The organism is Virgibacillus natechei (genome assembly GCF_026013645.1).
GTDB lineage: Bacteria > Bacillota > Bacilli > Bacillales > Amphibacillaceae > Virgibacillus_L > Virgibacillus_L natechei.
Map to the genome: position 1 here is coordinate 635,763 of NZ_CP110224.1, position 17,829 is coordinate 653,591.

A 17,829-nucleotide genomic window follows, 5' to 3' on the forward strand; every position below is an offset into this window, starting at 1 on the left:
GATTTGGATACCTTATTGCAGTAGCTAAGAATGACAGAAGCGTCCAACCAAAGATCATGTGCTCCATAATCTGAATCTAATTTGCAAAGAACAAAGTCCCGAAATTAATTCCGGGACTTTGTAGTGTTCATGATTTTATCCAACTTCTTAAAGAAATCTTCCATATTCTCATCTGTACCAATGGTAACCCGAAGATAGTTATCAATGCTAGGTTTTTTAAAATGTCGTACGAGTATGCCATCCTTTTTTAGATTTGTATATAAATCTTCAGCAATCCAATTATAGTGACATGCAAAAATGAAATTGGTTTGAGATGGTAGCACATGAAATCCGCGCTGCTTCATTTCTGCTGTAACCCATTCCCTCGTATGAATAACCTTCTCAATTGTATCTGTAAAGTAATCGGTATCTTTTATAGCTGCCTCTGCACCAGCAATAGCCAGCCGATCAAGCGTATAGGAATTAAAAGAATCTTTGATCCGGATCAATGCTTCGATAAGGTTAGGGTTTCCCATCGCAAATCCAACACGTAAACCGGCAAGTGACCTTGATTTGGACATTGTTTGCACAATTAATAGATTTTCATACGTATGAATGAGCGAGGCTGCAGATTCTGTTGCAAAGTCAATATAAGCTTCATCAATAATGACGATTTGGTTTGGATTATTTTCTAAAATATCGATAACACCACTGAGCTCTAAATAGACGCTAGTTGGGGCATTTGGATTTGGAAATATGACGCCACCTTCTGATTGAAAGAAATCTTCAACAGGTAGTGTGAAATCGCGATTTAAAATGATCTCTTCATATGGAATGTTGAAAAGTTTTGCATAAACCGGATAAAAGCTGTATGAAATCGCTGGAAAGCGAATTGGTTTACCTGGTTCAAAAAAAGCCATAAAGGAGAATGCTAAGACTTCATCCGATCCGTTGCCAACAAAAACATGATCTTTAGATAGATTATGATAGGTTGCAATTTCGTTTCTTAACTGATCTGTTGTTGGTGAAGGGTAAAGATTTAATTTATGATCAAGCTCCCTGCTAATTGCGTCCGTCACCTTTGGCGATGGTGGGTATGGATTTTCGTTCGTATTCAATTTTATTATAGTCGGATCATCTAGCTGTTCCCCTGGCACGTATGGCTCGGTTCGCTGTACGGTTTCACTCCAAAATTTATTCACTTGAATGACCCTCTTTTTGAATGTGTCTGTTGTGTAATTCTGCCTTTATATCGTCCATTGTTACATCTGTTATCTCCATTAATACCAGCGTGTGGTAGATTAAGTCGGAAATTTCACAGGTTAGTTCATGCGCATCGGTATTTTTCGCACCAATAATAACCTCACTTGATTCTTCGCCGACTTTTTTGAGGACCTTATCAATACCCTCATTGAAAAGATAGGTCGTATAGGAGCCGTCTACGGGCTGCTTACGGCGCTCTTTTAATTTCGCGATAATCGTATGAATAACATCTTGCGTTACTTCTTCTTGTTGGTGAAGCAGGTTATGAAAGCAACTTTCTTTTCCAGTATGGCAGGCAGGCCCAATTGGTTTCACTTGAACGAGAAGCGCGTCAGCATCGCAATCAAATGTTATAGCTTGAACGATCTGTTTATTTCCTGAGGTTTCCCCTTTATGCCAAAGCTGCTGACGTTTGCGACTGAAAAACCATGTCTCATTTGTTTGAATCGTTTTGAGTAAGGATGATTGATTCATATATGCTAGGGTTAATACATTTCCGGTTATCGCATCTTGTACGATAGCCGGTATAAGACCATTCTCATTAAAAACAAGCTGCTCAATGTTTACTTCCATTATGAATCCCTCCGGACAATCACGTTTTCCGTTTCTAGATATTTTTTTAATTCAGGTATTGGGATTTCGTTGTAATGAAATACAGATGCTGCCAAAGCTGCGTCGGCACCTGCATGGGTTAATACCGATGCGAAATGTGCGATCGTTCCTGCACCGCCACTAGCAACAATAGGTATATTAACCGATTCACTAATGGCACTGGTTAAAGCAAGGTTATACCCATTCTTCTCACCATCAACGTCGATGGCATTTACAACAATTTCCCCTGCGCCGAGCTGTTCCCCGCGTTTTGCCCATTCCATTGCATCCATGGTAGTATTGTTTCTTCCACCCTTTGTGAATACGTGCCACTCGCCTGTGTTTGTTTCTTTGGCGTCTATCGATAAAACGATACATTGACTGCCAAATTTCAAGGCTGCTTCTTTGATAATTTCAGGGTTGGCAACAGCAGCACTATTGATCGACACTTTATCTGCTCCTGCACGTAGAACTTTGTGAATATCTTCCACTGTTCGAATCCCTCCACCGACTGTGAAAGGTATGGCAATTTCGGCTGCGACCTTTTCTACGACATCTAGAAAGATATCTCTCTCCTCATTTGATGCGGTAATATCATAGAAAACAAGTTCGTCAGCACCTTCTTCATTATATCTTTTCGCTAATTCAACTGGGTCCGCTACATCCTGTATGTTTTGAAATTTTTTCCCTTTAACCACTCGGCCATTGTCAACGTCCAAGCAAGGGATGATTCGCTTAGCGAGCATGTTGTTCACCATCCAATAACGTTTTAAGTTCTATTGTTCCGTCATATAATGCTTTTCCAATAATGGCACCATATAAATCTAGTTCTTTTAATTTGTTCACATCTTCTTTTGATGTAACACCACCAGAAGCAATGACATTCATAGATGTCGCTTCGTTAATGGCTTTTAATTCGTTGAAATTGGGGCCTTGCAACATCCCATCTTTTAAAATATCCGTATATATAATCGTTTGTACACCAATTGCTTCTAACTCTTTGACGAGATCAACCGCTTTTACAGTACTTGTTTGAGTCCAGCCATCTGTGGCTACATAGCCATTTCGTGCATCGATCGATACTGCTATTTTTTCTCCGTATTTTTTGATTGCGTCTTGCAAAAATGCTTTATCATTAATCGCGGCTGTACCTATAATGACACGACTAATGCCAGCGGAAATATACGACTCTATAATTTCCAGTGAACGAATGCCTCCGCCTAATTGAATAGGGATATTGGTTCGTTCTGAAATAGCTTTTATTAGGGCTTTATTACTTGTTTCACCTGATTTTGCGCCATCAAGGTCGACGATATGCAGATACGCAGCATGTTGCGCTTCCCAGCTCGTGGCAATCTTACCTGGATCTTCGCTATAAATTTTCTCTTTACTGTAATCGCCCTGAATAAGGCGGACGCATTTGCCGTCTTTAATATCAATTGCTGGAAACAGAATCATGAAATCATCTCCCCGAAGTTTTGTAAAAGCTGTAATCCAGTAGAACCGCTTTTTTCTGGATGGAACTGCATGCCAATAATGTTGTCTTTTTGTATAATAGCAGGGACAGTTCCGCCATATTGCGTACTACCTATTAATGTTTCTTCTTGATAGCTCGATACAGCATAAGAGTGAACGAAGTAGACGTAGGCATTGTCTGTGATTTTGTTAAATAATGGGTTAGTGGTTTCCTGTGTCAACGTATTCCAACCCATATGTGGTACTTTTACAGAATTGCTGATACGGCTAACCTCGCCTTTCAGTAGGCCAATCCCACTCCAATCTCCATCTTCATAGCTTGTGTCGTAAAATAGCTGCATACCTAAACAAATCCCGAGTATCGGTTTTCCTGCAGCAGCTTCTTTTTGGAGAACCGTTGTTAACCCTAATTGGTTTAGGGCCTTCATGGCATCGTTAAATGCTCCTACACCTGGAAGAATAATAGCTTTGCTTTCTTCTATTGATTGTTTGTCTGTTGTCAGGCGAGAGTCTATATTTAGTTTTGTTAAAGCGAATTGCAGGCTTTTTATATTACCCGCCCCATAATCGATAATGGCAATCATACGTTATTCTCCCTTCTGTGTTAGAGAGACCCTTTTGTTGAAGGGATCTTCCCATCGATACGTGGATTATTCTCGCTTGCTTGATCAAGTGCTCGACCGAATCCTTTGAAAATAGATTCAATGATATGGTGTGTATTTTTCCCGTAAGCAAGATTGATGTGAAGCGTTACATTAGCATGTCGGACAAACCCTAAGAAAAATTCTTCGATTAATTCGGTATCAAAATTTCCAACTTTATCCTTTAACCCCTCGACGTTATAGACAAGATAGGACCTGCCACTGATATCTAAAGATAGGGTTGATAATGCTTCATCCATTGGTGACGTGACGGTTGCATAACGTGTGATGCCTTCCTTGTTGCCTAAGGCCTGATGAAAGGCTTGACCCAACGCAATGCCGATATCTTCTACAGAATGATGCTGATCCACGTGAAGGTCACCTTTGCAGCGTACCTGAAGATCAAATAAGCCATGCTTGGTCATTAGGGTTAGCATATGATCGAGAAATCCTACACCTGTATCCATAGAGGCATTCCCTGTCCCATCGATTGTAAAATCTAAGTCAATTGCTGTCTCACTGGTTTCTCTATTAATCTTATAATTACGCATCGGGTTTCTCCTTTCTTATTTGAATGGCATTCGCATGTGCTGTTAATCCTTCTGTGTTTGCTAATGTTTTAATAGGCTCTGCATTTGTAAGCAGTGCAGCTTGTGAATACTGGATAACACTAGATCTTTTAACAAAATCATAGACGCCAAGTGGTGATGCAAATCGAGCTGTGCTACTTGTAGGCAATGTATGGTTAGGACCTGCAAAATAATCACCCAATGGCTCGGGGGAATAGTTTCCTAAGAAAATAGCACCGGCATTCTTGATGTATTGTAGGCTTTCAGATGGGTTTTGAATCATCAATTCCAGGTGTTCTGGCGCCAATTCGTTAACGATGTTAAACGCATCCTTCAGATCGTTAGCAATAATAATTTTTCCATTTTGACTCAAAGAACGTTGAATAATTGCTTTTCTATCGAGTGACGCTGTTTGTTTTTCTACCTCTATCGTTAATTTTTCTGCCAAGGTATTACTTGTAGTTACACAAATAGCAGTTGCAGATTCATCATGTTCCGCTTGGGATAATAAATCAGCAGCAATATAACTTATTGGAGCGGTTTCGTCTGCTACCACGCATATTTCACTTGGGCCAGCAATCATGTCAATAGCTACATCCCCGTACACCCATTTTTTCGCTCGAGCGACATAAGCGTTGCCTGGTCCGACAATTTTAGCGACTTTTTCAACTGTTTCTGTTCCATAGGCAAGTGCAGCGATAGCTTGAGCCCCGCCCAGTTTATAAATGGTGTCAACCCCAGACTCTTCAGCTGCAACAAGTACATATGGATTAATGGTTCCATCAGACTGTGGCGGGGTAACGATTTGAATATTTTCCACACCAGCTAATTTTGCAGGTATGACATTCATTAAAACGGATGATGGATAAGCAGCTTTTCCACCTGGAATATAGATACCTACTTTTTCTAAAGGCGTGACCTTTTGACCGAGAACAATCCCAGGTTCTTTGTCCATAAACCAGGAATGTTCCACTTGTGCCTGGTGAAAGGTCGTAATGTTTGTTTTTGCTTGTTGAATAGACGTTAGGAAATCGGAGGAAACCATTTCTCTGGCCTCGACAAATTCCTGTTCGGAAACAACGAATTCATCCAATGTTACACCATCAAATTTTTCAGTGTAGTGAAATAGAGCTTTGTCACCATTTTTCATGACCTGTTTTAAGATCTCTAATACGGCTTGATCAATTGCTTCATTATCCGATTGGTTGGATGTGCTGTTCCTTTTTTCTGATCGAAATTGCTCAGCTGTTATAGTTTTCATTGCTTATCACTCCAAGGCAGATTTTAAATTATTTATAAAAAGGTTTATAGAAGCAGATTTAGTCGCAAAGCTAGCTTTATTTACAATTAATCTCGTGCTAATAGACTCTATCTCTTCGAAAATCGTTAACCCATTTTCGTCGATTGTGTTTCCTGTTTCAACGATATCGACAATCATATCGGATAAGCCAATAAGTGGAGCGAGTTCAACGGCCCCATTTAATTTTACGGTTTCAATGGAGGTTCCTTTTTTTTCAAAGTGTTTTTTGGCAATAGTAGGGTATTTTGATGCGATCGTCAGGTTCCGCTTCTTTTCCGGATCCGATTCCGGGTATTTACCAGCAACAACAAATTTACATTTCCCTAGTTTTAAATCGAGCATTTCATATACGTCAGCCTGTGCTTCTAAAATGTTGTCTTTCCCAACAATACCAATATCCGCCGCCCCTTTTTCAACGTATGTCGGTACATCAACAGCTTTAACAAAAATTAATTTTAGGCTTTGATCATCATTATAAAAGACCAATTTTCTGCTTTTCTCGTGAAAATCGTTAAAGTAAATACCAGCTGTTTCTAAAAGTTTGAATGTGTCTTTGGCCGTTCGGCCTTTTGCCAATGCGAGTGTAATATAATCCAATTAGAGATCCCTCTTTTCCTTTAACTGTTTTCTAAAAGATTGTTTTTTGACACAAAATCTATAAAAGACGACGTAATTACTGTTTGCTATAAGTATTTGCTATAATAGCCGTTCGGGATCGCTCTGGGCGGATGCTTTCCGCGGGCACGGCCTCAGCCTCCTCGAGAAAACCACTCTGCGGGGTCTTCAGACTCGTGCTATTCCCGCAGGAGTCACCGCCCTTCGCTCACTCGAACTGGTGAGGCGGTTGGATGTTTTGAGTATTGATTACTAATGCAATTTAGCGGCAGTAACGGAACACCCAGCGGAGGAAACACATGAAGACTCCTGCGGGAGGAAAGGCCTCGGTGAGACCCCACAGTGCGTAGCACGAGGAGGCTCACCAGCCGCCCGCGGAAAGCGAAATGTGTTTCCGTAGCGAATCCCTGCTCTCAACCAGCGTTTACGAAGGAATTGTCACTGCGTCGTCTTTTACATCAACTTCGAAGATTTAAAAGCAACAATAATTATGATAAGAGCCTTTCCTCTTGAAGTAGGTCAATTAGTTCTTCCACGTCAACGAATGGTACTTCTTGATTCTGATAAACGACCTGCTGCTTCGCTTCATAACGTACAGTGAATAAAGAGCGTGTGTCCTCAGGGTGAATCGTGCTAGTTGGGAATGTTACGATCTGATATCCCGCTTCGCGTAATCGATAGGCAGCATATAAGGCATCCTTTTGTCTAGTTAGCTCATAATAGATAACCATATCTACAGACGGTTGCTTACGCTGTGCTAACCCTTGCTGGCTTAGCGCATGTAATAGAAGCTCAATTTCAAAGGCAAAACCAATCGCTGGTATCTGTTCGTTGTATTGATCACTTAAATTATCGTATCGTCCGCCCATTAAGATGGGCTTGCCAATGTTATCAACAAATCCTTGAAAAATAATTCCAGAGTAATAATTCATATTATTAATTAATCCAAGGTTGAAAACGACAGAATCTTCTGCTTGGAAATCCTTCAGTACATCATATACGTCGATCAAGTTTTGCAGGATGGCTTGCATTTCTTCATTGCGAATAATTTTCTTCGCCTGCTGAATTACATTTAAGGGATCACCGTACATTAATGGAATGGCCTGTATAGCTTCTTGTAAATCCGTATCGATAGCTAAATTTTTGAGAAATGGTTCTATTTCTGCTGTGTTTTTTGATTGTATAAGGGAAAGGAGGACGTCCAATTCCTCTGGTTGTATGAGTGCTTGTTTAACGAGTTCTTTAAATAAGCCCGCATGGCCAATTTCTATTTTAAAATTTGAAAAACCTAAGTCTTTCAATGTGTGGATCGCGAGCATGAGTACTTCTGCGTTGCTTTGTGGCGTGTTTTCGCCGAAATATTCAATACCGGCTTGTGTTTTTTCTTTTTGGTCTTCTTGTTCAAATGCTTGTCGAAATACATCCATTACATAAAAAACACGCGTGTTATTGGTGGATCTGCTTTGTTTGTTTAATGCAGTCATTCTACTTATCGGAATGGTCACATCAGGCCGAAGTACCATCACTTTCCCAGATGTATCTACAACTTTTATCATTTCATCTTTATTTACCGTACCGGAGATGCTGGAATACAAATCATACGATTCAAAAGTAGACGTCTGTATTTGTTTATAGCCGTAAGTAGTAAAGCGATTTTTTAATGTGCGTACAAGGTTATCTCTTACTTGAAAATCTTCAACACTAGTATCTTGGCTGTTATCAATTATATATGGTTGCACGTAAAATCTCCTTCCGATTCACTTTATCACTTTATCGCTTTATTTAAGTAAAGTTATATAGTATTCTAATAAGTATAATAATAAATGTCAACTTAGAAGGGGAGATTTAATAATGTTTGATTATCATATTCATAGTGATTTTTCAGCAGATTGTGAGACACCAATGGAGAAGACGATTGAGCAAGCGATGAAAATAGGGGTAGAGGAACTTTGTTTTACCGAGCATATAGATTACGAGTATCCGGATGAGTCTATTGTATTCGAATTCAATTTGGATAGGTACGATAAAAAAATAAAAGAAATGCAAGAAGCTTACGGGGAACAGGTGCGAATAAAAAAAGGAATTGAAATAGGTGTACAGCCACATTTATTGAGCAGGTATGAATCGCTGATGCAAAAAGAGGTATTTGATTTTGTGATTTGTTCGATGCATACAACAGAGAAAAAGGATTTACATTCTGGTAATTTTTACAAAAACTATACAATCGACGAGGCTTTTCAACTATACTATGAGGAGCTTTTATATTGTGTAAAGAACTATAAAGACTTTGATGTTCTAGGACATGTGGATTTGGTTAAACGTTACACAAAGGAGAAGAGTTCCAAGGATTTTCATGATATTCTCACCGAAATTTTCAAGGAAATTATTCCTCAAGGGAAGGGGATTGAATGGAATACATCTGGTGTTAGGCATGGTATGAAAAGCGCTATGCCCAGTATAGATATAGTGAAATTATACAAAGAATGTGGTGGAGAAATCATAACGATTGGATCAGATTCACATGTCGACTCAACCCTTGCATACCACTATAAGGATACCTTGGAGAGCCTTCAGTCTATTGGTTTTGATTATGTAACTACATTCTCAGACCGGAAGCCTGAATTTCATTTGATTCAAAATCTAAAATAATTCATAGAATGTTCGTATCTAAGCGAGGGTTAAAATGCTATAATGGAAACAATATGCTAATTAACATTGCAAGTAAATGAGGGAACGTTCTTGAAGAAAAAATACATGATAAGCATTACATCATCTTTGATTATGATAATCGGTGTCGTAGCCATTTTATATACACCGAATAAAGCGAAATCTGAGCATTACAATGGCCCGCCAACTGTCTTTGTTCATGGTTATAAAGGAACATCAAATTCTTTCGGCTTCATGCTGAAACGATTCGAAAACATTTATAATTGGGGAAATAAAGGGTTGGTATATCATGTTTCCGCCGAAGGGAAAGTTCAAGAATATAACCTTAGTAAAGGAAACGGTGAACCTATGTTTGTTCAGGTGGTTCTTGAAGATAATCGTGCCAGTTTTAAAGATAGTACCGAGTGGTTATCGAATGCCTTGTATCATATGAAAGAAAAATATGAGGTGGAATTAATTAATCTTGTTGGCCATTCGATGGGTGGAATCGTTTCGCTAAAATACGTACAGAACTTTAACGAAGAGTCCTATCCAAATGTTCATAAACTAATAACGATTGGAAGTCCTGTTGACGGTATTTACAGCAAAGATTATTTTAAAGTTCATCGGGATGCAGGAGCAAAAGATTTAAAGCCAGGATCACGAGCACTTGACTTATTGCATGACCGAACCATACCAGAAAATATTGAGGTACTCAGTATTGGTAGCACGGGAGATGGGATTGCGGTGCCCGAAAGTGTGCAGGCATTACGATCTATCATACCGAATGAGCAATTAGAGGAAGTAATGATTGAAAATAAGAAACTTGGGCATAGTGCATTACATGAGAATCGACGAGTAGATAAATTAATTTACGCTTTTCTGTGGCAAGATGAGCTAGCATAAACTACAATAGTACAAGTGAACCGTGATGCAATTATCGAAGAATGTAATAAATTTAAAGGAATGATAGTAGTGGTAAATTATCATCATATGAAAGAAAAATTAATAAATATAACATCAAAGAAAAATGTGATGGTGAATGAACACTTGAGAAACCATACGTATACCCATCTTGGTGGCAAGGCGGATTTTTTAGTAACACCGGAAACCTATGAACAAGTACAGGAAATCGTGAAGCTCGCAAATCGTGAAGCAATTGATTTTACGTTACTGGGCAATGGATCTAATTTAATTGTAAAAGATGGCGGTATTCGCGGAATTGTTATGAACCTGCAGAAATTAACGTCGATTAAAACAGATGGCACCATTATGGTCGCGCAAAGTGGGGCAAGAATAATTGATGTTTCTCGGGAAGCTTTAGGTAAGCATCTCGCTGGATTAGAGTTTGCTTGTGGCATTCCAGGTTCCGTAGGTGGAGCATTATTTATGAATGCAGGAGCATACGGAGGGGAAGTTAAGGATGTTCTTGAAAGTACAATTGTGGTTGATCGAGAAGGGAATCTGCTAAATCTGAACGCTGATGAACTAGACTTGGAATATCGCAAGAGTAATATTCCTGATAATGGATATATCGTTTTAGAAGCTACGTTTTCTTTAAAAGAAGGAAAATACGATGCAATAAAAGCCACGATGGATGACCTAACCTATAAACGTGAATCGAAACAACCGTTGGAATATCCATCCTGTGGTAGTGTATTTAAACGCCCACCAGGGTACTTTGCCGGGAAATTGATTCAGGACAGTGAATTGCAGGGAGAGCAAATCGGAGGCGCTCAAGTATCGCTGAAACACGCAGGCTTTATTGTGAATAGAAGCGATGCCTCCGCCAAAGAGTATATTGATTTGATTCACCATGTGCAAGATACAGTTAAAACAAAATTTGGTGTCAACCTCGAACGCGAAGTGAAGATTATCGGAGAAGATCTGTAACTATAAAAATAAAAGCTGCAGACACCTGGAGAGAGGATGTCTGCAGCTTTTTATTGCAGTTGGAGCGTAGGGCGGGACAAACGAGAGCTCTCGTCGCTCGAATGAACAATCTCCCGCTCGCTCGAGCACCAGCATCCCGAGGTCGAGCGCCGGCATCCCGAGGTCGAGCGAGAGCATCAGTGCCGCTCGATTGAGACTCTCTCCCGCTCGAGTAAGAGCTCTCGTCGCTCGAATGAACAATCTCCCGCTCGCTCGAGCACCAGCACCCCAAGGTCGAGCACTGAACCAACAAGCATCATCGCGGAAGAATCGATAACCCGCCGCTTCCTTTTGCTCAACAAAAAATTGTCCACCGCCAAAACTGGCGAAGGACATTTTTTTATCTTCTGAAACGATGCAAGAAACTTTGCAGTCGCTCGTTCGTAGAGTGTTCAAGCACCTGGCTTGGAGGGCCTTGCTCAGCAATAACTCCGTCATCCAGGAATAAGACTTTATCGGCAATATCAAGTGCAAATTCCATTTCGTGTGTAACGAGGATCATTGCCATTTCACCTTCATTAGCAAGATCGCGGATTACTTCAAGAACTTCTCCTACTAATTCAGGGTCAAGTGCTGAAGTTACCTCATCGAATAACATGACTTTTGGACGCATAACCAGTGCTCTTGCCATTGCTACACGCTGTTTCTGTCCACCGGAGAGTTGACTTGGGAACATCTCCAGCTTATCTCCGAGTCCTACTTTTTCCAGCATTTCGGTGGATCGCTTCTGTGCTTCTTCTTTATCCACTTTCCGAACATGGATTAGTGCTGACATACAGTTTTTTAAAATTGACATATGCGGGAACAGGTTAAAGTGTTGGAAGACCATCCCTATTTCGTCACGTACTTCTCTTAGATGTTTTTCATTCGCTTGAACCGTTTTGCCTTTCTTTTCCATTTTCCAAAGGTTAACTCCATCGACGATGATGTCACCAGATGTAGGTGTTTCCAATGTCATTAACATGCGAATAATTGTCGTCTTACCAGAACCACTTGGTCCGATAACAGCAACTTTTTCAGCTGGTTTAATATCCAGGTCAATTCCTGTTAAAACTTTAACATCGCCAAATGATTTGTGAATATCTTTAAATTGTACAATAGGTTCTAACATTAGGCCGCTCCCCCTTTTTCCATGGTGCTTAACGCTGATTTTTTGTTAAAGTTTCCATTAACTTTATTCTCTAACTTTCTAATTAGAATAGCAGATGGATAACTCATTACTAGGAATAGAATTGCCACAATCGTTAATGGCTCAATATAAGTCCAATGCTGTGCCCCGTAATTGTTAGCCATTTGCAGGATACCTACTACACCAATTGTAGATGCCAGTGGAACTTCCTTAAACATGATAATCAAGTAATTTCCAAGCATTGGTACAGTCGGCGGTATCGCTTGCGGTAATACAATTCTAGTCCATTTTTGTCTTGTTGAAAAATTTAATGCACGGGAAGCTTCCCATTGGCCTTTGTCGACACTGTCAATGCCTGAACGATAAACCTCTCCAATATACGTACTAAAATGTATACCAAGACCTAATACAGCACTTGTAAACGGACTTAAGGTTACCCCAATAACAGGGATCATTGGCCATGCATAATAAATAAAGAATAATTGAACAAGTGGTGGAGTGGAACGAATAAATTCCATTATCCATGTAACAACCCAATGAAAGGGTTTATTTGGTACTCTTCTTAAAAGTGTCCATACAAAACCAAATAGTAATGCGAATAAGTAACACGCGATTGTTAAGCCTAACGTTATTCCAATACCTTGAATAACGATAGGGAAGGCGTCAAAGAATGTTTCCCAGCTCCAGCTATTGTTATTCATTAACTAGCCACCCCTTTCTTGGAAATTTGCTCCATTTTACGGGTTAACCATATTAATGGAAGTGCCATAATAAAGTAGAATACGAGCACTAACAGATACACAACTGGTGCCTGTGACAAATCGTTGCTTCTTAATATATCTCCATAATATAATATATCTGTCATACCAATTAACGATACGAGTGATGTAGCTTTTAACATTTGGATAAGGTAATTACCGAATTCGGGTAACATCATACGTACGGCTTGCGGCAAAATAACAAGGCGCATCCGTTGAAAACCTGACATATTAAGTGCTGTGGCAGCTTCTTTTTGTCCGTTAGCTACGGAAAGAATCGACCCGCGTACAACTTCAGACATGTATGCACCATAGTTTAAGGCGATGGCAATGACACCTGCCCACCAATTACTGCCAAGTTCAATTCCAAAAAGTATCGGGATTGCGTAATATAACCAAAATAATTGAACGATTAAAGAAGTACCGCGGAATACTTCTACATAAAAACCGGTGAATTTACGAAGTACAATATTATTTGAAAGGCGGCATAATCCGGAAATAAATGCCATCGAATACCCAAAAAAGGCAGAAGCAAGAAGTACCGTAATCGTAATCGTAATTCCTTGCATTAACACTGGGAATATCTCAATTATCGCATTAATTGTCATCACTCCTTTATATGATTGATTAACTTAACTTTAAAAATATGCCACGAAGCCAGCTATAAAAAAACATAGGGTCAGCTCCCCTTGGCCGAGGAGCCAGACCCTATGGAGTAACTTATTAGTAATTTTCCCCGCTACATACTGATTCTGCAGTAACTTCTCCTGCAGCTACGAAATTACTTTCTGGGTCAAACCCATTCGCCTCTAACAGATCAGCTACTGTACCATCTTCTTTTAATCCTTCAAGCGCTTCATTGTATGCATCACGAAGATCGGCATTATCTGGATGAAAAGCTGGTGCTCCATAGCTTGGCACACCCTCAATATCTGGCTGTTCAAAGTTCTCTACGAATTCAAGTTCTGATTCATCAGAAGTTTCCATTGCTAGTCGAAGTGTCATTTCTGTTGCTGTTGTAACGTCAGCCCTATCTGCTTGAACAGCAGAAAATGTTGCTGGAATATCTGGGGCATTTGTTACTTGATCATCACTTACACCTGTTGTTTCTAAATAGCCAATTTCTGTCGCGCCAGACATTACCGAAACCCTAATATCAGGATTATTAGCAATATCCTCATAGCTTTCTATACCTAACGGGTTTCCTGCCTGAACGACAACCCCCTCGCCGTATACCATTTCCGGCTCAGCAAATATTGCATTTTCACAACGATCCGGTGTGATTGCCATCCCTGCAGTAACAAGATCATATTGTCCTGCATTTAGTCCAGGGATTAATTGGCTGAAATCCTGTAGTTGGGAATCCATTTCATCAACGCCAAGCTCAGCAAAAACGGCTTCTGCTATATCAACCGCTGCCCCTTTTAGTTCCCCATCGTCTCCTTGATATCCGTACGGTTCTTCATTTGCAAAACCAACTGTTACCGTACCTGCTTCCTGTAATTCTGCTAGTCGATCTTCCCCATCTGAACTTTCTCCACTTTCTTCTGTATCAGCATTATCTCCGCCATTTCCATTATCCCCATTTTCGCCGCCTGTTTCTTCATCAGATCCCCCGCAAGCAGCTAGCATGACAACGGCTAGCAATAATACTAAAGTAAGTAATAATTTTCTCATTTCTAAATGACCTCCCTTTATAAATTAAAAATCTTTAAACTATGTTGCAGAAAAAAGTGACTATTCTACTAGGTAGAAATCACCTATGAAACTCGAAAAAAAATTGCAAGATAACTGGGGAATTATCTTTCAAACAATCATAGTACAATGTTATAGGTAAATTTAAATTCATTCAAACGCAGTATTTTTAGATTATTTGTAATATAACGGCAAAAATATCTGTGAATAAAGTTTGGCTATGATTTACCAAGAGATACTACGATTTGGTGCGTATTTCTTTTATATACCCGATATTTGCCTATACGCGCTATATTATTTTAAAAATTACAATAAATTAATTTAGGTTTACTGTTATGGACAACACATAAGTGAAAAAGGTACCATAGAGGTAATTAAATGTGGTGGGGGGAAGGGATATATGCATATTGTTGTTTTTGGGGCTGGAGCTTTAGGAACTTATGTCGGAGCACGTTTGGAGGAAGCGGGTGAAGACGTAACCTTTTTGGTGCGAGAAGGAAGAGCACAGCAAATACAAAAAAATGGTCTATATATTTGGAGTGCAAAAGGAGATTATGAAATAATAAATCCAAGAGTTATTACAGATCCGAATGATGCTCGAGATGTTGATCTTGTTCTTATAAGTGTAAAAGGCTATCATCTACCTGCAACGCTGGACAATTTGAAGGTATTAACCGAAAAAGGGGCTTATGTTCTACCTGTATTGAATGGTATCGAGCATATAGAAACCTTGAAGATTCATCTAGGTAGTGATTCCGTGATTGGCGGCCTTTCGTTTATTATGGCAACTTTAAATGATGAAGGACATGTCATCCATTCTAGTGATTTTCATGATCTGATTATTGGTGAATTAGAACCGACACAATCAACCATTTGTACTAAATTTGAAGAGATTTCCCAAAAAGCAAATATGCATGCTACGCGCAGTGATTCTATTTCTTTAGAACTTTGGAACAAGTATATGTTTATCAATGCTCTTTCCGGTATTACTACTGCTACGAACCTACCAATTGGACCGATTAGAGCGAATAAGGAAACGTTCTATGTCGCTGAAAAGGTTTTAAGGGAGATGAAAATGCTAGCAAATGCTTATGGTGTGCAAGTAAGTGAAGCTGATCTAGAGACTGCTAAGACTAAATTATGGCGTTTGAGTAAGGAAGCCACTTCTTCCATGCATCAGGATCGACGTAAGGACACAACGCTTGAAGTGGAACACCTACATGGGGGCGCCATTCGGCTAGCTGAAAAAGCGGGAATAGACCTGCCGTATACACAAACAATCTATGGAATAATAAAACCATTTGAAAATGGATAAAGAGCACTATTAAGGAAAAAGAGAGGGTATGAAATGGCAATATATGTTGTAGCGATTATTTCTATACTAGTTGTGGCATTCGTTTTGATTCTATCATTGGTTACGATTTCAAAAGGGTATGCTTATAAACATTCGGTTGACCCACTTCCAGATGAAGAGGTTCAAGAACAAAATTCGGAGGAGAAAGAGGTGCAATAGATTTGAAGTTTTCAACCATTGGAACAAGCTGGATAACTGAATCATTCATTAAAGCTGCAAAACATTCAGGTAAAGCAAGTCTTTCCTCTATTTATTCACGTTCAGAAGAAACAGCTAAGGAGTTTGCTGATAAAAACCAGGCAGATAACTGGTATACAGATTTGGATTTAATGTTGGAGGAAGATACGGAATTCATTTATATTGCGTCACCTAATAGCATGCATGTTGAGCATATATTAAAATGTATTGAAAATAAGAAACATGTTTTCTGTGAGAAACCGATGGCAATTACGGAAGAACAATTAAATGTAGTAACGATTCAAGCCAAAAAGCAGGGCGTTTTTATTTTTGAAGGATATAGACACTTATTCACGCCTAATTATCAAACTTTAAAAGATGCATTACCGCAAGTTGGACAGGTTCGTAGTGTGTTGTTACAGTACATTCAATACTCTTCACGCTATGATATGTATAAACAAGGAAATGTTCCAAATATACTATCCAAGGAATTTGCTGGTGGCGCATTAATGGATTTAGGCGTTTATCCACTAAGTATGGCAGTTGATTTATTTGGAGAACCAAAAGAGGTTGATTATTTTCCTGTATTATTATCAAATGGAATTGACGGAAGTGGGACATTAATTGTCACATATGAGGATTTTAATGTAACCATTATGTGTTCGAAAATAGCTCAAGGGACAATCTCTTCCGAAATTCATGGAGAGAAGGGAACATTAACCATGGATCATCTTGCTCCAATTCAATCGTTGGAATTGTATGACCTAAAATCGAAGGAAACGCAGGAACTCGCAAAGCCGCAGTCTGATTTGGATATGGTATATGAGGTAGAGGCATTTGTGAAAATGATTGAAGAGAATGATAATGCGTATCATGATTGGTTATTGGAAAGAAGCCGCCACGTTGTGAGTGGACTGGAAAAGGCAAGGAAGAAACAGGGTATATTATTTCCTGGAGAGTAACGGGTGCATATATCAAAGGAAAAACAAAAATAACCATCCTTTAAGCTGGTTAGCATTAGGATGGTTATTTTTCATTTTCTATTGTGAGTCTGCCTATATATTCATTCTATTTTACTGGATTTTCTATTACTACTTTTGCAGGGACTAGATTAACCTGATTTGCAATGGTATCCCCAACAGGGCAATGGGATTCAATAAATTCCTTATAGGCCTGTATTTTCTCTTCAGGAGCATCTGTTTCAAGATGGAACGTATATCGAATATCGGAAAAACCTGGTCGTACATCCGATTTGCCAAGGAACCCATCCAGATCAATATCCCCCTCTAATTCGACCCAAAAGTTTTGAAGATCAATCTCAAATTTTTTAGCATAAGTTCTAGCAACGATAGACTGGCATGCACCTAAAGAAGAAAGTAACAGCTCTACTGGATTCATCCCTTTATCTGTTCCACCTAAACTTTAAGGTTCATCTACTATAACTTTGTGACCTCTAGCTTCGGCTTCCACCAACACATTTTCTTTTAAAACCGTTTTCGCACTAACTGTTGTAATTCCCATTTAAAATCTCTCCTTCCTCATTTGATTGTTTATATAAATTAAAAACCCTTCTCAGTAGAGAGAAGGGTTAACAAAATATAGATTCATTTTGCCAGTGCCTTCTCATCTACGGAATCTCAGTTGATTCCTCTGAATTTGGCACCAGGTTCAATCTGCAAATCGTAGGCTTTTTGACTACGTATC

Annotated in this window: 19 protein-coding genes and 1 pseudogene; 6 read left to right on the forward strand and 14 right to left on the reverse strand. The window is 39.3% G+C overall.

Going from position 1 to position 17,829, the window contains the following annotated elements:
* Positions 1–104: 104 nt before the first annotated feature.
* The 9 genes from hisC to hisZ all read right to left on the reverse strand — a co-directional run bounded on the left by hisC (position 105) and on the right by hisZ (position 8,173).
* On the reverse strand, positions 105–1,181 hold the full coding sequence (gene hisC / locus OLD84_RS03570) for a histidinol-phosphate transaminase (protein ID WP_209461751.1): 1,077 nt from the start codon (positions 1,179–1,181) through the stop codon (positions 105–107).
* Positions 1,174–1,815, reverse strand: coding sequence for a bifunctional phosphoribosyl-AMP cyclohydrolase/phosphoribosyl-ATP diphosphatase HisIE (gene hisIE, locus OLD84_RS03575; RefSeq protein WP_209461752.1), 642 nt, complete (start codon positions 1,813–1,815; stop codon positions 1,174–1,176). Before hisIE ends, hisC begins: the two co-directional genes overlap by 8 nt.
* A complete protein-coding gene (gene hisF, locus OLD84_RS03580) occupies positions 1,815–2,579 on the reverse strand; it encodes an imidazole glycerol phosphate synthase subunit HisF (RefSeq protein WP_209461753.1) in 765 nt (254 codons plus the stop codon). The genes hisIE and hisF overlap by 1 nt, the downstream gene beginning before the upstream one ends.
* Positions 2,569–3,291 carry a 1-(5-phosphoribosyl)-5-[(5-phosphoribosylamino)methylideneamino]imidazole-4-carboxamide isomerase gene (gene hisA, locus OLD84_RS03585; RefSeq protein WP_209461754.1) on the reverse strand — a complete coding sequence of 241 codons (723 nt, stop codon included), beginning with the start codon at positions 3,289–3,291 and terminating at the stop codon, positions 2,569–2,571. Before hisA ends, hisF begins: the two co-directional genes overlap by 11 nt.
* Positions 3,288–3,893, reverse strand: a complete 606-nt coding sequence (hisH, locus tag OLD84_RS03590) for an imidazole glycerol phosphate synthase subunit HisH (protein ID WP_209461755.1) — start codon at positions 3,891–3,893, stop codon at positions 3,288–3,290. The genes hisA and hisH overlap by 4 nt, the downstream gene beginning before the upstream one ends.
* Before the next feature lie 20 nt (positions 3,894–3,913).
* Positions 3,914–4,501, reverse strand: a complete 588-nt coding sequence (hisB, locus tag OLD84_RS03595; RefSeq protein ID WP_209461756.1) for an imidazoleglycerol-phosphate dehydratase HisB — start codon at positions 4,499–4,501, stop codon at positions 3,914–3,916.
* On the reverse strand, positions 4,494–5,780 hold the full coding sequence (gene hisD / locus OLD84_RS03600; protein ID WP_209461757.1) for a histidinol dehydrogenase: 1,287 nt from the start codon (positions 5,778–5,780) through the stop codon (positions 4,494–4,496). The genes hisB and hisD overlap by 8 nt, the downstream gene beginning before the upstream one ends.
* A gap of 6 nt (positions 5,781–5,786) precedes the next feature.
* Positions 5,787–6,416, reverse strand: a complete 630-nt coding sequence (hisG, locus tag OLD84_RS03605; protein ID WP_209461758.1) for an ATP phosphoribosyltransferase — start codon at positions 6,414–6,416, stop codon at positions 5,787–5,789.
* A 506-nt stretch (positions 6,417–6,922) separates the two neighbouring features.
* Positions 6,923–8,173 (reverse strand): ATP phosphoribosyltransferase regulatory subunit, encoded by a 1,251-nt coding sequence (gene hisZ, locus OLD84_RS03610; protein ID WP_209461759.1) that lies wholly within the window; start codon positions 8,171–8,173, stop codon positions 6,923–6,925.
* A 112-nt stretch (positions 8,174–8,285) separates the two neighbouring features.
* On the opposite strand from hisZ, the gene OLD84_RS03615 reads away from it, so the two are divergent.
* From OLD84_RS03615 to murB, 3 genes are all read left to right on the forward strand, one after another.
* A complete protein-coding gene (locus OLD84_RS03615; RefSeq protein ID WP_209461760.1) occupies positions 8,286–9,083 on the forward strand; it encodes a histidinol-phosphatase HisJ family protein in 798 nt (265 codons plus the stop codon).
* A gap of 90 nt (positions 9,084–9,173) precedes the next feature.
* Positions 9,174–9,986, forward strand: a complete 813-nt coding sequence (locus OLD84_RS03620; protein WP_209461761.1) for an alpha/beta hydrolase — start codon at positions 9,174–9,176, stop codon at positions 9,984–9,986.
* An 87-nt stretch (positions 9,987–10,073) separates the two neighbouring features.
* Positions 10,074–10,973: a UDP-N-acetylmuramate dehydrogenase gene (gene murB, locus OLD84_RS03625; protein ID WP_406724850.1), complete on the forward strand. Its 900-nt coding sequence runs from the start codon at positions 10,074–10,076 to the stop codon at positions 10,971–10,973.
* 379 nt (positions 10,974–11,352) lie between these two features.
* Here murB and ehuA read toward each other — a convergent pair whose 3' ends face one another.
* The 4 genes from ehuA to ehuB form a co-directional block, all read right to left on the reverse strand.
* On the reverse strand, positions 11,353–12,123 hold the full coding sequence (ehuA, locus tag OLD84_RS03630; protein ID WP_245301453.1) for an ectoine/hydroxyectoine ABC transporter ATP-binding protein EhuA: 771 nt from the start codon (positions 12,121–12,123) through the stop codon (positions 11,353–11,355).
* Positions 12,123–12,842 (reverse strand): ectoine/hydroxyectoine ABC transporter permease subunit EhuD, encoded by a 720-nt coding sequence (gene ehuD / locus OLD84_RS03635; RefSeq protein ID WP_209461763.1) that lies wholly within the window; start codon positions 12,840–12,842, stop codon positions 12,123–12,125. The genes ehuA and ehuD overlap by 1 nt, the downstream gene beginning before the upstream one ends.
* On the reverse strand, positions 12,842–13,507 hold the full coding sequence (ehuC, locus tag OLD84_RS03640; RefSeq protein ID WP_209461764.1) for an ectoine/hydroxyectoine ABC transporter permease subunit EhuC: 666 nt from the start codon (positions 13,505–13,507) through the stop codon (positions 12,842–12,844). Before ehuC ends, ehuD begins: the two co-directional genes overlap by 1 nt.
* Positions 13,508–13,622: 115 nt before the next feature.
* Positions 13,623–14,576, reverse strand: a complete 954-nt coding sequence (gene ehuB, locus OLD84_RS03645) for an ectoine/hydroxyectoine ABC transporter substrate-binding protein EhuB (protein ID WP_209461765.1) — start codon at positions 14,574–14,576, stop codon at positions 13,623–13,625.
* 418 nt (positions 14,577–14,994) lie between these two features.
* Between ehuB and OLD84_RS03650 the strand changes: the two genes are divergently transcribed.
* The 3 genes from OLD84_RS03650 to OLD84_RS03660 are packed head-to-tail and all read left to right on the forward strand — an operon-like array spanning position 14,995 to position 17,087.
* Positions 14,995–15,909 (forward strand): ketopantoate reductase family protein, encoded by a 915-nt coding sequence (locus tag OLD84_RS03650; RefSeq protein ID WP_209461766.1) that lies wholly within the window; start codon positions 14,995–14,997, stop codon positions 15,907–15,909.
* 33 nt (positions 15,910–15,942) lie between these two features.
* Complete coding sequence (gene ytzI, locus OLD84_RS03655; RefSeq protein ID WP_209461767.1) at positions 15,943–16,107, forward strand: YtzI protein; 165 nt, start codon at positions 15,943–15,945, stop codon at positions 16,105–16,107.
* Positions 16,108–16,109: 2 nt separating this feature from the next.
* Complete coding sequence (locus tag OLD84_RS03660) at positions 16,110–17,087, forward strand: Gfo/Idh/MocA family protein (protein ID WP_209461768.1); 978 nt, start codon at positions 16,110–16,112, stop codon at positions 17,085–17,087.
* 106 nt (positions 17,088–17,193) lie between these two features.
* Here the strand turns inward: OLD84_RS03660 and OLD84_RS03665 are convergent.
* Positions 17,194–17,646 (reverse strand): annotated as a pseudogene (locus tag OLD84_RS03665) (OsmC family protein).
* Positions 17,647–17,829 lie beyond the last annotated feature (183 nt).